Annotated in this window: 10 protein-coding genes; 8 read left to right on the top strand and 2 right to left on the bottom strand. The window is 68.9% G+C overall.

The window, feature by feature from the left end:
- Window positions 1-4: 4 nt before the first annotated feature.
- Window positions 5-595 (top strand): TetR/AcrR family transcriptional regulator, encoded by a 591-nt coding sequence (locus tag NS2_RS00200; RefSeq protein ID WP_033085727.1) that lies wholly within the window; start codon window positions 5-7, stop codon window positions 593-595.
- Here the strand turns inward: NS2_RS00200 and NS2_RS00195 are convergent.
- Entirely contained in the window at window positions 592-2,043 is a 1,452-nt protein-coding gene (locus tag NS2_RS00195) for an NAD-dependent succinate-semialdehyde dehydrogenase (RefSeq protein ID WP_147207040.1), read from the bottom strand. The genes NS2_RS00200 and NS2_RS00195 overlap by 4 nt on opposite strands.
- 216 nt (window positions 2,044-2,259) lie before the next feature.
- On the opposite strand from NS2_RS00195, the gene pgi reads away from it, so the two are divergent.
- Window positions 2,260-3,930, top strand: a complete 1,671-nt coding sequence (gene pgi / locus NS2_RS00190; RefSeq protein ID WP_033085729.1) for a glucose-6-phosphate isomerase — start codon at window positions 2,260-2,262, stop codon at window positions 3,928-3,930.
- A 341-nt stretch (window positions 3,931-4,271) separates the two neighbouring features.
- Here pgi and NS2_RS38310 read toward each other — a convergent pair whose 3' ends face one another.
- On the bottom strand, window positions 4,272-5,621 hold the full coding sequence (locus NS2_RS38310; protein WP_081985636.1) for a M23 family metallopeptidase: 1,350 nt from the start codon (window positions 5,619-5,621) through the stop codon (window positions 4,272-4,274).
- 510 nt (window positions 5,622-6,131) lie between these two features.
- Between NS2_RS38310 and sucC the strand changes: the two genes are divergently transcribed.
- From sucC to purH, 6 genes are all read left to right on the top strand, one after another.
- Window positions 6,132-7,313: an ADP-forming succinate--CoA ligase subunit beta gene (gene sucC, locus NS2_RS00180; protein WP_033085730.1), complete on the top strand. Its 1,182-nt coding sequence runs from the start codon at window positions 6,132-6,134 to the stop codon at window positions 7,311-7,313.
- Between the two features lie 12 nt (window positions 7,314-7,325).
- Window positions 7,326-8,240, top strand: a complete 915-nt coding sequence (sucD, locus tag NS2_RS00175; RefSeq protein ID WP_033085731.1) for a succinate--CoA ligase subunit alpha — start codon at window positions 7,326-7,328, stop codon at window positions 8,238-8,240.
- 261 nt (window positions 8,241-8,501) lie between these two features.
- Window positions 8,502-9,476, top strand: coding sequence for a DUF5336 domain-containing protein (locus NS2_RS00170; protein ID WP_052085985.1), 975 nt, complete (start codon window positions 8,502-8,504; stop codon window positions 9,474-9,476).
- Window positions 9,477-9,617: 141 nt separating this feature from the next.
- On the top strand, window positions 9,618-11,141 hold the full coding sequence (locus NS2_RS00165) for a cell division protein PerM (RefSeq protein WP_071812305.1): 1,524 nt from the start codon (window positions 9,618-9,620) through the stop codon (window positions 11,139-11,141).
- 102 nt (window positions 11,142-11,243) lie between these two features.
- Window positions 11,244-11,879 (top strand): phosphoribosylglycinamide formyltransferase, encoded by a 636-nt coding sequence (gene purN / locus NS2_RS00160; RefSeq protein WP_370737262.1) that lies wholly within the window; start codon window positions 11,244-11,246, stop codon window positions 11,877-11,879.
- On the top strand, window positions 11,876-13,450 hold the full coding sequence (gene purH / locus NS2_RS00155) for a bifunctional phosphoribosylaminoimidazolecarboxamide formyltransferase/IMP cyclohydrolase (RefSeq protein ID WP_033085732.1): 1,575 nt from the start codon (window positions 11,876-11,878) through the stop codon (window positions 13,448-13,450). Before purN ends, purH begins: the two co-directional genes overlap by 4 nt.
- Window positions 13,451-13,485 lie beyond the last annotated feature (35 nt).

The raw sequence follows: 13,485 nt of genomic DNA, 5'->3' as shown, positions 1-13,485 counted from the left end.
CGCCGTGCCCCGCGTCAAACAGCGAACCCCGGAACTCCGCGAGCAACTCCTCGCGGTCGCCGTCGAGCTGCTGGCCCGCGACGGCGTCGCCGGATTCACCGCCCGCACCATCGCCACCCGGGCCGGGACCTCCACCCCCGCGCTCTACGAATTGTTCGGGGACAAGGGTGGATTGGTGCGCGCGGTGTACTTCGAGGGCTTCCGGCTGCTGCGCGGGCAGCTCGATGCGGTGCCCCGGACCGCCGACCCGCGCGCGGACCTGCTGGCCGTGATGGCCGCCTATCGCGGCTGGATGCTCGGGAACCGGGTGCTCGCCGAGATCATGTTCGCGCGCCCCTTCACCGACTTCGATCCCGGGCCCGAGGAGCTGAAAGCCAGTGCCTCGCTGCGGGTCTTCATCGTGGACCTGGTGCAGCGCTGCGTGGACGCGGGCGTGGTGCGCGGCGACGCCACCGATATCGCCCACGTGGTGGTGGCCCTGGTGCAGGGCATGGCGGCCGCCGAGGCGGCCCGGCGCCTGGGCGGCACGCCCGAAGGAGTCCAGCGCCGCTGGGATCTGGCGCTGAACTCGGTGCTGAAGGGGCTGGCCGACTAGGGCAGGGCGATGTACTTCGTGCTGAGGTACTCCTCGATGCCCTCGAAGCCGCCCTCGCGGCCGAAGCCGGACTCCTTCACGCCGCCGAAGGGGGCGGCCGGGTCGGAGATGACGCTGCGGTTGACGCCGACCATGCCGGTCTCCAGGCCCTCTGCGATCCGCAGCGCGCGGTCCAGGCTGCGCGTGTAAACGTATGCGACCAGGCCGAATTCGGTGTTGTTGGCGGCGGCCAGGCCCTGCTCCTCGGTGTCGAAGCCGACGATCGGGGCGACCGGGCCGAACACCTCCTCGCGCAGGATGCGGGCCGCGGGCGGGATATCGGTGAGGACGGTCGCCGGGTAGAACCAGCCGGGGCCGCCGGGGGCCTTGCCGCCCAGCTTGACCTGCGCGCCCGCCGATACCGCGTCGTCCACGAGTTCGCTCACGGTGTCGAGCTGGTCGGCGTTGATGAGCGGGCCGAGGGTGGTGTCCGGGTCCACGCCATTGCCGAGCTGGTACGCCGCCATGGCCGCGGTCAGCTTGTCGGTGAATTCCTGGCGAACCGAATTCTGGACGTGGAAACGGTTGGCGGCGGTGCACGCCTCACCGCCGTTGCGCAGCTTGGCCAGCACCGCGCCCTGCACGGCGGCATCGATATCCGCGTCGTCGAAGACCACGAACGGGGCATTGCCGCCCAATTCCATGGAGGTGCGCAGCAGGCCGTGCGCGGACTGCTCCACCAGCTTCTTGCCGACCGGGGTGGAACCGGTGAAGGTCAGCTTGCGCAGCCGCGGATCGTTGAGCAGCGGTGCGGTCACCGCGCTCGAGTGCGAGGTGGTGATCACCGACAGCACGCCGTCGGGCAGTCCCGCCGCGCTGCACAGCTGGGCCAGCAGCAGCATGGTCAGAGGCGTCTCGCCCGCGGGCTTCACGATCATGGTGCACCCGGCCGCCAGCGCCGGGCCGATCTTGCGGGTGCCCATGGCCAGCGGGAAATTCCACGGCGTGATGGCCAGGCACGGGCCCACCGGCTGCTTGTGCACGAGAATCCGCCCGGTCCCGGCCGGGGCGGGCTGATAGCGGCCGTGAATCCGGACCGCCTCCTCGCTGAACCACCGGAAGAACTCCGCCCCGTAGCGCACCTCATTGCGGCTCTCCGGCAGCGCCTTTCCCATTTCCAGGGTCATCAGCAGCGCGAACTCCGCGGACCGCGCGGTGATCGCATCGAACACCGCGCGCAGAATCTCCCCGCGCTGCCGGGCCGGTGTCGCCGCCCACTCCGCCTGCGCGGCCACCGCCGCGTCGAGGGCCCGCACCGCGTCATCCGGGGTGGCATCGGCGACCCGGGCGATGACCTCACCGGTGGCCGGATTGTGTACCGGGAACGTCGCACCCCCCGTGGCGTCCACCGGTCCGCCGATCCAGAGTTGCGTGGGAATGGACGAGAGTAGGCCGCTTTCAGTCACCATTTCGCCAGCCTATGCCGCTGGGCCGAATTTGCCTCGAGTCACAGGACTTATCGCTGAACAGCTAAAAGGTTCGCGGCGCGTCTCGTTCTGGACTGAGCGGAGCGGGGGAGCGAAGCGGAGGAGCGGAGGGAGGGAAGAACGAGACCTCCAGCGCCGCGAACCCCCCCGTAGCGAAGCGGAGGGCAAAATAAGCACGGTGGTTGTACCCTCGCCCGAGTGAGCAGCGACATCACCGCGTCGGCGGTCTGGCGGAAACTGCACGATCATCATGCGGCCATCGGCACGCGGCACCTGCGGGAATTCTTCGCGGAGGATCCGGGCCGCGGCGGTGAGCTGACCGTCCAGGTGGCGGATCTGCACATCGACTACTCCAAGCATCGGGTGACGCGCGAGACCCTCGATCTGCTGGTCGAATTGGCGCACACCGCCGGGGTCGAGGCGCGGCGTGACGCCATGTTCGCGGGCGAGCACATCAATACCTCCGAGGACCGCGCGGTCGGGCACGTGTGGCTGCGCCGGCCGGTCGGGCAGCCGCTGACGGTCGACGGGCAGGACATCGAGACCGATGTGCACGAAGTACTGCGCCGGATGGGCGAATTCACCGATCAGGTGCGTTCGGGACAGTGGCGCGGCGCGACGGGGGAGCGGATCGCCACCGTCGTGAACATCGGCATCGGCGGCTCCGACCTGGGCCCGGCCATGGTGACCCTGGCGCTGCGGCACTACGCGGACGCGGGCATCGCAGCGCGCTTCGTCTCGAATGTCGATCCGGCGGACCTGGTTTCGAAGCTGCACGGGCTCGATCCGGCGACCACGCTGTTCATCGTGGCGTCCAAGACCTTCTCTACGCTGGAGACGCTCACCAATGCCACCGCGGCGCGGCGCTGGCTGGTCGCGGCGCTCGGCGAAGACGCGGTGGCCAAGCACTTCGTGGCGGTGTCCACGCACGCACAGCGGGTGGCCGACTTCGGCATCGACACCGCCAATATGTTCGGCTTCTGGGACTGGGTGGGCGGGCGCTACTCCGTCGACTCGGCCATCGGGCTGTCGGTCATGGCGGTCATCGGCAAGGAACGTTTCGCCGAGTTCCTCGACGGAATGCACCGGGTGGACGAGCATTTCAAGTCCGCGCCGCTGACGGAGAACGGTCCGGCGCTGCTGGGCCTGCTCGGCGTCTGGTACTCGAACTTCTTCGGCGCGCAGTCCCGCGCGGTGCTGCCTTACTCCAATGATCTGGCGCGCTTCCCGGCGTATCTACAGCAGCTCACCATGGAGTCGAATGGGAAATCCGTTCGGGCGGACGGGACTCCGGTGCCGACCGGCACCGGCGAGATCTTCTGGGGCGAGCCCGGCACCAACGGCCAGCACGCCTTCGACCAACTGCTGCACCAGGGCACGGTGCTCGCACCCGCCGATTTCATCGGATTCGCCCGCCCCACCGACGATCTGCCCACCCTCGACGGCACCGGCAGTATGCACGACATCCTGATGTCGAACCTCTTCGCCCAGACCAAGGTGCTGGCCTTCGGCAAGACCGCCGAGGAGATCGCCGCCGAGGGCACCGACCCGAAGATCGTGCCGCACAAGGTGATGCCGGGCAACCGCCCCACCACCGCCATCCTCGCCCCCCAGCTGACCCCGTCGGTGCTGGGCCAGCTCATCGCCCTCTACGAGCACATCGTCTTCACCGAGGGCGCCATCTGGGGCATCGACAGCTTCGACCAGTGGGGCGTGGAACTCGGCAAGGCCCAGGCCCTGGCCCTGGAACCACTGCTCACCTCACCCGAAGACCCCGCACCCCAGGCGGATTCGTCCACCGACGCCCTGATCCGCTGGTACCGCCGCCGCCGCCTCCCCGCGCCTTCAGCGGGCGGCAGCGAGCCGTGAACGGTTCTGCACCCGTGCCAGCCGGTTGGGAGCCGAACCGATTTCGGTCGTACCCGGTGAGTTACCCGGAACCTCGCGAAATCAGTTGTCGCGTCACGTGACCTCGATCAGCCCGGCCGTTGCGGTGGACCGTGCCCTGCGGCCTCCAGAATCGCCCGTACCGCAACGAGATCCGGGCGGCCGGTATCCGGGCAGCCGCAAGCGGTGGCCGGACCGGCTGCGGGGCCTTGGGCGCGCCGCGACCCGGCCCCTCCGCCGACGGCGAGGCCTGAACGCCGACTCCGGCAATGACGAAAGGCGCGCCGCTGTGGGCGCGCCTTTCGGTGGTATTCGGTTGTCCGTCAGTCCCGTTCGGGGCCGAGGGAGATGCCTCGGGAGGCGAGCCAGGGGAGGGGGTCGATCTTGTCGACGCCGTTCAGCCAGACCTCGAAGTGGCAGTGCGGGCCGGTGGAGAAGCCGCGGTTGCCGACGGTGGCGATTTGGTCACCGGCCATGACGCGCTGGCCCTGGGAGACCGTGGTGGTGTCGATGTGGCCGTAGATGGTGACGGTGCCGTCATCGTGCAGTAGTCGCACCCACATGCCGAAGCCGGAAGCGGGACCGGCCTCGAGGACCGTGCCGTCGGCCACCGCGTAGATCGGGGTGCCGATGGGGGCGGCGATGTCGACGCCCTGGTGCGCGACGCCCCAGCGGATGCCGAAGCCGGAGGTGAAGGTGCCGGCGGCGGTGAACTTGGTCCACAGCGGGCGGTACTTCGAAGCCTCGGCCTGGGCCATGTCGGCCGCGTACTGCTTGCCCTTGGCCAGGATGTCGTTGAACTGGTCCAGGCTGGCGGGCGAGTTCGGGTTGACCACCTGCGGCGAACCCGAGCCGCCGTCGCCGACCACCGAGGTGGCCGCGACTTCCTTGACCTGGTTGGCGGCCTGGTAGTCGACATTGCTGCTGTCGTGGCCCGCGGCCTCGATGGTGGCCTGGCCCGCGGCCACGACCGCGCCGGCGGCCACCGCGACGACCGCGGCGCGGCCCTTGAGCGCGGCGGGCGGGGCGGGCACGCGATGGGTGCCACCCGCGCGGCGCTTGCCGCCCGAACGGACGGGGCGCGCCTCGTCGTCGGAATCGGATTCCCGCGCACCGCGATCCACGCGCGCGCCGTCACCGGAGAACTGGAGCTTGTCACCGGAGGCGGTACGGAAGGTGTAGACCGGCCGGTAATCGTCGGAGGGGGTCGGGTCCGCGGTCGGATCCCAGTTGGTCCGCGACTGCGGGGCCCAGGCACTCGGATTCGGGGCGGCCCAGCCGTTCGCGGTGGTCTGGGCGTTGGGGTCGTCCCAGCTCTGCGCGGAGTCGTCCCAGCTCTGCTCGGGGGACTGCCAGCTCTGCTCGGCCTGCCAGGCGGGCTCGTTCCACTGCTGGGGCTGCTGCTCCCACTGCTGGCCGCCGTTCCAGTCGGCGTCGGAGTTCCACTGCGCGCCGGACTGCCACTGCGCCTCGGAATTCCACTGCTGGGCGTCGGCATTCCACTGCGAGTCGGAGTTCCACGCCTGGGTTGCGTCCCAATCGCCGTGGGTGACCGTGCTCTGGACCGCGAGGGGTGCGTCGAAAGTGGTTGCGCCGCCGTAATTCTCTATGTCCTCGCGGTAGCGGTGGCCACGTCGGGTCCGGTGCTGCGAGGGGAAGGGGCCGTCGCTCATTTGCGCCGGTCCGAGGAGTATCGCGGGGCCGACAAGTCGCCTGCGGTGCGGCTCATGGTGCTGGGAGCGCTGTGCTGCGTCAAGCCTGCCGTCCTCCTGTCCGTGACCGGGTTGTGACATCGACCGCAACGACGGTAACGAAACGATTGCGGCTCAGCAAGCGATGAACCTGGTTCGACACGTTCGTGTGACATTCATCACTCTGTGCGCCGGAATGCGCTCACTGTGCTGTGGGTAACCGGGTGAGGTTTTCCAACGACGCAACGTAGTAGCGCGGGTCACTCTCCGAGATTCGTGTGCTCCACCTGGCGCCGGGTCAACAAGCTACCGATGAGTAGCATTGACAAGGGCTTTTGGGATCGTGGAGACACCACCGTGACCTGCGCCACTTAGGCTGTATGCGGCTGATTTCCGCTCCATGTGACTGATTAGAGTCCGACTCGACCCGCCTCCGACGACGGGCCGCCAACCAAGACGTTGTCACCACAACGCAGACGAGACGGTGAGTACATGGATCTCTTCGAATATCAGGCGAAGGAACTCTTCGTGAAGCACGGAGTGCCTTCGTCGGAGGGCCGCGTCACGGACTCGGCCGAGGACGCCCGCGCGATCGCCGAAGAAATCGGCAAGCCGGTAATGATCAAGTCGCAGGTCAAAGTCGGTGGCCGCGGCAAGGCCGGTGGCGTGAAGTACGCCGCCACCCCGGACGACGCGTTCACCCACGCCAACAACATCCTGGGCCTGGACATCAAGGGCCACATCACCAAGAAGATCCTGGTTGCCGAGGCCAAGGACATCGCCTCGGAGTACTACATCTCCTTCCTGCTGGACCGTTCCAACCGCACCTACCTGGCCATGTGCTCGGTCGAGGGCGGCATGGAGATCGAAGAGGTCGCGGCCACCAAGCCCGATCGTCTCGCCAAGGTCGCCGTCGACGCCGTCAAGGGTGTCGACCTGGCCTTCGCCCGTTCCATCGCCGAGCAGGGCCACCTGCCCGCCGACATCCTCGACGCCGCCGCGGTGACCATCCAGAAGCTGTGGGAGGTGTTCATCAACGAGGACGCCACCCTGGTCGAGGTCAACCCGCTGGTGCGTACCCCCAACGACGAGATCCTGGCCCTCGACGGCAAGGTGACCCTGGACGAGAACGCCGAGTTCCGCCACCCCGACCACGCCGAGTTCGCGGACATCGACGCCACCGATCCGCTCGAGCTCAAGGCCAAGGAGAACGACCTCAACTACGTCAAGCTCGACGGCGAGGTCGGCATCATCGGCAACGGCGCGGGTCTGGTCATGTCGACCCTCGACGTCGTCGCCTACGCCGGTGAGAACCACGGCGGCGTCAAGCCCGCCAACTTCCTCGACATCGGTGGCGGCGCCTCGGCCGCCGTCATGGCCGCCGGTCTCGACGTCATCCTGAACGACGCTCAGGTCAAGTCCGTGTTCGTGAACGTCTTCGGCGGCATCACCGCCTGTGACGCGGTCGCCAACGGCATCGTCGGCGCGCTGAACACCCTGGGCGACGAGGCCAACAAGCCGCTGGTCGTCCGCCTCGACGGCAACAAGGTCGAGGAGGGTCGCAAGATCCTCGCCGACTTCAACCACCCGCTGGTGACTCTCGCTCAGACCATGGACGAAGGCGCTGATAAAGCGGCCGAACTGGCAGCTTCTTCCAACGGCTCGGCCAAGTAAAGGACCACGAACATGTCTATCTTCCTGAACAAGGACAACAAGGTCATCGTCCAGGGCATCACCGGCGGCGAGGGCACCAAGCACACCGCGCTGATGCTGAAGGCGGGCACCAACGTGGTCGGCGGTGTCAACGCGCGCAAGGCGGGCACCACCGTCAAGCACGTCGACAGGGACGGCAACGAGGTCGAGCTGCCCGTGTTCGCGTCCGTGGCCGAGGCCATGGAGAAGACCGGCGCCGACACCTCCATCGCCTTCGTGCCCCCGGCCTTCTCGAAGGACGCCATCATCGAGGCCATCGACGCGGAGATCCCGCTGCTGGTGGTCATCACCGAGGGCATCCCGGTGCAGGACACCGCCTACGCGTGGGCCTACAACGTGGACAAGGGCGGCAAGACCCGCATCATCGGCCCGAACTGCCCCGGCATCATCACCCCGGGTGAGTCGCTGGTCGGCATCACCCCGGCCAACATCGCGGGCAAGGGCCCGATCGGCCTGGTCTCCAAGTCCGGCACCCTGACCTACCAGATGATGTACGAGCTGCGGGACTTCGGTTTCTCCACCGCCATCGGCATCGGCGGCGACCCGGTCATCGGCACCACCCACATCGACGCCATCGAGGCGTTCGAGAAGGACCCGGAGACCAAGCTCATCGTCATGATCGGCGAGATCGGCGGTGACGCCGAGGAGCGGGCCGCGGCCTACATCCAGGCCAACGTCACCAAGCCGGTCGTCGGCTACGTCGCGGGCTTCACCGCGCCCGAGGGCAAGACCATGGGCCACGCGGGCGCCATCGTGTCCGGCTCGGCCGGTACCGCCCAGGCCAAGAAGGACGCCCTCGAGGCCGCGGGTGTGAAGGTCGGCAAGACCCCGTCCGAGACCGCCGCCCTGGCGCGCGAGATCCTGGAAAAGGCTTCCATCAGCGCTTGATGTTCTCGTGCCCCGCTTCCTTCCGGAAGCGGGGCACAGGGCGAGGGAATGGTGGGCCGGGCCCGCCTGAACAGCTGATCACGAAGGCCGCCTGTCGAATTCGACGGGCGGCCTTCATGCGTTGTCGGGGGTGTGCACGGGCGCGATTTCGGGTATTGCGGTAAGGCCACGGCTGGTGGTAGATGGTGCCCCCGACCGCAGAGTGCAGTAGCGTCGGTGGAGGTTCGTGAACGAACGGACGACTCGATAGGAGACGACGACATGTCATACCCGACCGGGGGCTCGGGATACAACGCGCCCCAGCCGACGCCCTCCTCCGTGCCCGGATACGGCTCGCAGCCCGCAGGCGCTCCCGCTGCCGGTCCGGGGACATCGCCCGTCGCGGGCAAGGGCCTGCCTTTCTTCCTGACCGTCGGTATCGCCGCGTTGGGCGTCATCAACTTCCTGCTGGGCTTCGCGCCCTACACCGGCATGGAGATCGGCGGACTCCGCAGCAGTGACACCACCTTCAGCCTGTTCCAGAACACCGGCGCGGCCACCCTGGTGACGTTGGGTCTGCTGGCCGGTCTGCTGGCGGGCCTGTCGCTGCTGCCGAAGCAGACCGCCAACCCGGGCCTGGTGGCGGCGGTGTCGCTGGCCTCGTTCCTCGGCATCCTGTTCAGCTCCTTCGACCTCGGCGAAGGCATGTCGCTGAAGTGGGGTGGCTGGGTGATCCTGTTCCTGGCCTTCGTGCAGGCCGTGGTGGCCGTGGTGGCGCTGCTGTTCGAGCTCGGGATCATGAAGGCGCCGGCGCCGAAACCGGTTGCCGCGCAGGGTGGTTACGGTCAGCAGCCGTTCAGCACCTCCGGTTCGCAGTTCCAGCAGCCGTCGTTCGGTCAGCAGGGCGGATACGGTCAGCAGCCGTCGTACGGTCAGCAGGCCGCGCAGCCGTCGTACGGACAGCAGCCGTCCTATGGTCAGCAGGCCCCGTCCTACGGTCAGCAGCCCGCCGGATACAGCACCGGTTCGCAGCCGACCTATGGTCAGCAGCAGCCGTCCTACGGTCAGCAGCCCGCCGGTTACGGTCAGCAGTCGCCGTACGGTCAGCAGCCGCAGCAGCCCGCCGGTGGCACCGACGCGACCCAGCACTTCGGTGCGCAGGCGCAGCGCCCGGCGCAGCCCTTCGGCGGCGAGCAGGCCGCCGATCCGGCGGCCGACGCCACTCGCGCATTCCGTCCGGGCCAGGACGACAAGTAATTTCACTGCTCGTGAGCGCGGCCTCCGGTGTGTCACCGGGGGCCGTTCTCTTTGCCCGTGCGCCGGGCTGCCCGTCGGTCGACTGGCTGTTCCGGCGCGCCTGACCCCCCGGTTTCCGAGATGCTGCCACGCTGGTTGTCCATGAGTGCCCCCAGAACTGCCCTGGCTCGCCTGAGCGACCCCGATCTCCGGGAGTCGCCGCGGCCGCCGGTTCGGCGGGGCGGGGGTTTCGGATCGCTGACCCCCGAACGCGCCCGGGTGCTGATGCTGGTGGCCGCCCGGCCCTCGGCCATCACCATGCTGGTGATCTTCATCCTGGTGTACGGCACGCTGTTCGCGGCGGGCGGCGGCATGAACGGCTCGTCCGGGGCGATCGCCGCGAGCTGGCTTGCGGTACACCAGGTTCCGCTGGTGATCGGAAAGACCGGGATCGGGCTGTGGCCGCTGCTGGCGACCGCGCTGATGCTGTGGCTGGTGACCCGCGAGAGTGCCGCGGGCGCCGGACCCGACTGCGAGACCGATGAACTGGGCTGGGTGGTCGCCGCGGCGGTGGGCGGGCCGCTGGTGATCACCGCGGTGTGCCTGGCGGTGGCGGGCGACGCGTCGGCGGTGGTGGCGCTGCAACCGCCGGACACGCTGATCGCGTTCGCCCTGGTGCTCGGTCTGAATCTGCTGGCGGCACTGGTCGGTATCGCGACCCGGCGCTGGCGTGATCTCACCGATCTGCTGCCGATTCCCTTGCCGGACTGGGTGATTCCCGGTTTCCGTGCGGGTCTGCGAGCGGCGGGGCGGCTGCTGGCGGCCGGTGCGGCGGTGACCGTGGTGTCCTTCCTGGCGCACTGGTCCCGGCTCGGCGACACCTACCAGGCTTCCGGAAACGCCGTCGGCGCACTGGGTTTGACGCTGCTGTCACTGGCCTACCTGCCGAACGTGGCGGTCGACGCGGTGAGCGTGCTGATGGGCGGGCAGGTGCACATCGGCCCGGGATCGTTGAGCCTGTTCGCGATTCAGGGCGCGCCGGTGCCCGCGGTGCCGGTGGCGGCGGCGGTGCCGTCGGGTCCGGTGGCTCTCTGGTGGCTCGTGCTGCTGGTGGTGCCCGCCGCGGTGGGTGTGCTCTCGGGGCTGGATTGTGGTCGCACATCCCGTGATCGGGCGGCCGCGCCGTGGGCGACGCTGACCGCGGCCGGGGTCGCTGCCCTGGTGATGGCATTGCTGGGCGCGCTGGCCGGCGGCGCGCTGGGCACCTTCGGCCGGATCGAGCCGGACGCGGTGACCGTGGCGCTGGTCTTCGTCTGGCTGGCCGTCGCCGGATACGTGGGCCTGCTGGGCGCGCGCTGGTTCGGCGGCCCGGCGGTGGCAGGCGCGGCGGTCTACGACGAGTACGAGGACGAGTACTACGACGACGAGGACTACCCGGACGACGAGTACTACTACGCCGACGACGAATACGACGACGAGGACGACTACGACGACGAATTCGACGATGCGGACGCCGACGACCCGGTACCGGCGACCGGCGGCGGCTGGTACGACGATGAGGATCTCGACGGCGCCCTCGACGCGGAGTTGGTCGAGGACGACGCATCCGGCGTGGATGTGAAATCCGCCGAGAACCCCGACATCGTGGACGCGGAAGTGGTAGAGGGAGACCTGCCGGACAAGTAGCAATCGGGCGATAGTTACTCTTTAGGCGGCGGAACCGCCCCCCGCCGTCCCTTCCCGCTCCGATACCCAGGGAGTAGAGCGCTGACGTCCACGCCCGCCCAGTTGCTGCCGCCGACCGCGCCCGCGAGCATTGTCGTGCTGGCCTCCGGCACCGGATCGCTGCTGCGTTCACTCCTGGAAGCGACCCGGCAGCCGGGCTATCCGGCCCAGGTCGTCGCCGTCGGAGTGGATCGCGACTGCGCCGCCACCGAGCATGCCGAGGCGTTCGACGTCTCCTCGTTCAAGGTCGCGCTGGGCGATTTCGCGAGCCGCGCCGAATGGGATGCCGCGCTGACCGAGATGGTCGCCGTGTTCCAGCCGGATCTGGTGGTGTCCGCGGGCTTCATGAAGATTCTCGGGCCGCAGTTCATGGACCGCTTCGGCGGTCGCATCATCAATACCCATCCCGCGCTGCTGCCCGCGTTCCCGGGCGCGCACGGGGTGCGGGACGCGCTCGCCTACGGCGTCCGGGTCACGGGTTCGACCGTGCACCTGGTCGATTCGGGTGTGGACACGGGGCCGATCCTGGCGCAGGAGGCGGTCGCGGTGCTGCCCGATGACGACGAGGACACCCTGCACGAGCGCATCAAGGTCGTGGAGCGGCGGTTGCTGGCGGAGGTCGTCGCCGCCGTCGCTACCCGAGGCATTGTCTCCGATGGACGAAAGGCAGTTATTCCAGATGAGCGAGTTCTCCGGTGAGTGAACGCAAGCCGATCAAGCGGGCCCTCGTAAGCGTCTACGACAAGACCGGTCTGATCGAACTGGCCACGGGCCTGCATCAGGCGGGCGTGGAGCTGGTCTCGACCGGCTCGACCGCCAACAAGATCGCCGATGCCGGCATCCCGGTCACCAAGGTCGAGGACCTGACCGGTTTCCCGGAGACCCTCGACGGTCGCGTCAAGACCCTGCACCCGCGCGTGCACGCCGGTATCCTGGCCGACACCCGCAAGGAGGAGCACGTCGACCAGCTCGTCGAGCTCGGGGTCGAGGCGTTCCAGCTCGTCGTGGTGAACCTGTACCCGTTCACCCAGACCGTGGCCTCGGGCGCGAGCATCGACGAGTGCGTGGAGCAGATCGACATCGGCGGCCCGTCCATGGTGCGCGCCGCCGCCAAGAACCACCCGTCGGTCGCGGTGGTCGTGAACACCGGTGACTACGCCGAGGTGATCGCGGCCGTGCAGCAGGGCGGATTCACCCTGCCGGAGCGGACCGCCCTGGCCGCCAAGGCCTTCCAGCACACCGCCACCTACGACGTGGCCGTCGCCAGCTGGATGACCAATGTGGCCGTCCCGGCCGCCGCGCCGGAAACCGAAGCGGCGGACAAGTTCCCGGCCTGGATCGGCGGCACCTGGAACCGCGAGAACGTGCTGCGCTACGGCGAGAACCCGCACCAGGGCGCGGCGCTCTACGTCAACGAGGCCGGTCCGGCCGGGCTGGCGCAGGCGAAGCAGTTGCACGGCAAGGAAATGTCGTACAACAACTACACCGACGCCGATGCCGCCTGGCGCGCCGCCTACGACTTCGACGCCCCCGCCGTCGCGGTCATCAAGCACGCCAACCCGTGTGGCATCGCGGTCGGCGCGGATATCGCCGAGGCGCACCGCAAGGCGCACGCCACCGACCCGGTCTCCGCGTACGGCGGCGTGATCGCGGCCAACCGCGAGGTCTCCGTCGAGATGGCCGAGCAGGTCGCCGACATCTTCACCGAGGTCATCGTGGCCCCGTCCTACGCCGCCGGTGCGGTGGAGGTGCTGGCGCGCAAGAAGAACGTGCGCGTGCTGGTCGCCGAGCCCGCCCAGCGCAAGGGCGCGGAGCTGCGTCCGGTCAGCGGCGGCGTGCTGCTGCAGGACCGCGACATCCTCGACGCCGAGGGTGACAGCGCCGCCACCTGGACCCTCGCCGCGGGCGAGGCGGCCGACGAGGACACCCTGCGCGATCTCGAATTCGCCTGGCGCGCTTGCCGTGCCGTGAAGTCCAACGCCATCCTGCTGGCCGACGCCGGTGCGGCGGTCGGCGTGGGCATGGGCCAGGTCAACCGGGTCGACTCCTGCAAGCTGGCCGTCGAGCGGGCGGGTGATCGCGCCAAGGGCTCGGTCGCGGCGTCGGACGCCTTCTTCCCGTTCTCGGACGGTCCGCAGATCCTGGTGGCCGCCGGCGTGCGCGCCATCGTGCACCCGGGCGGTTCCATCCGCGACAAGGACACCATCGACCTGTGCCGCGAGGCCGGGGTCACGCTGTACCTGACGGGGTCCCGTCACTTCGCCCACTGAGTGGCGTAGCGGCACAGCAGAATTGAGAAAGGGTG

The organism is Nocardia seriolae NBRC 15557 (assembly GCF_007990715.1).
Taxonomy (GTDB): Bacteria; Actinomycetota; Actinomycetes; order Mycobacteriales; family Mycobacteriaceae; genus Nocardia; species Nocardia seriolae.
Note: the sequence above shows the minus strand (reverse complement) of the source record. Positions and strands in the feature narration are given on the sequence as shown.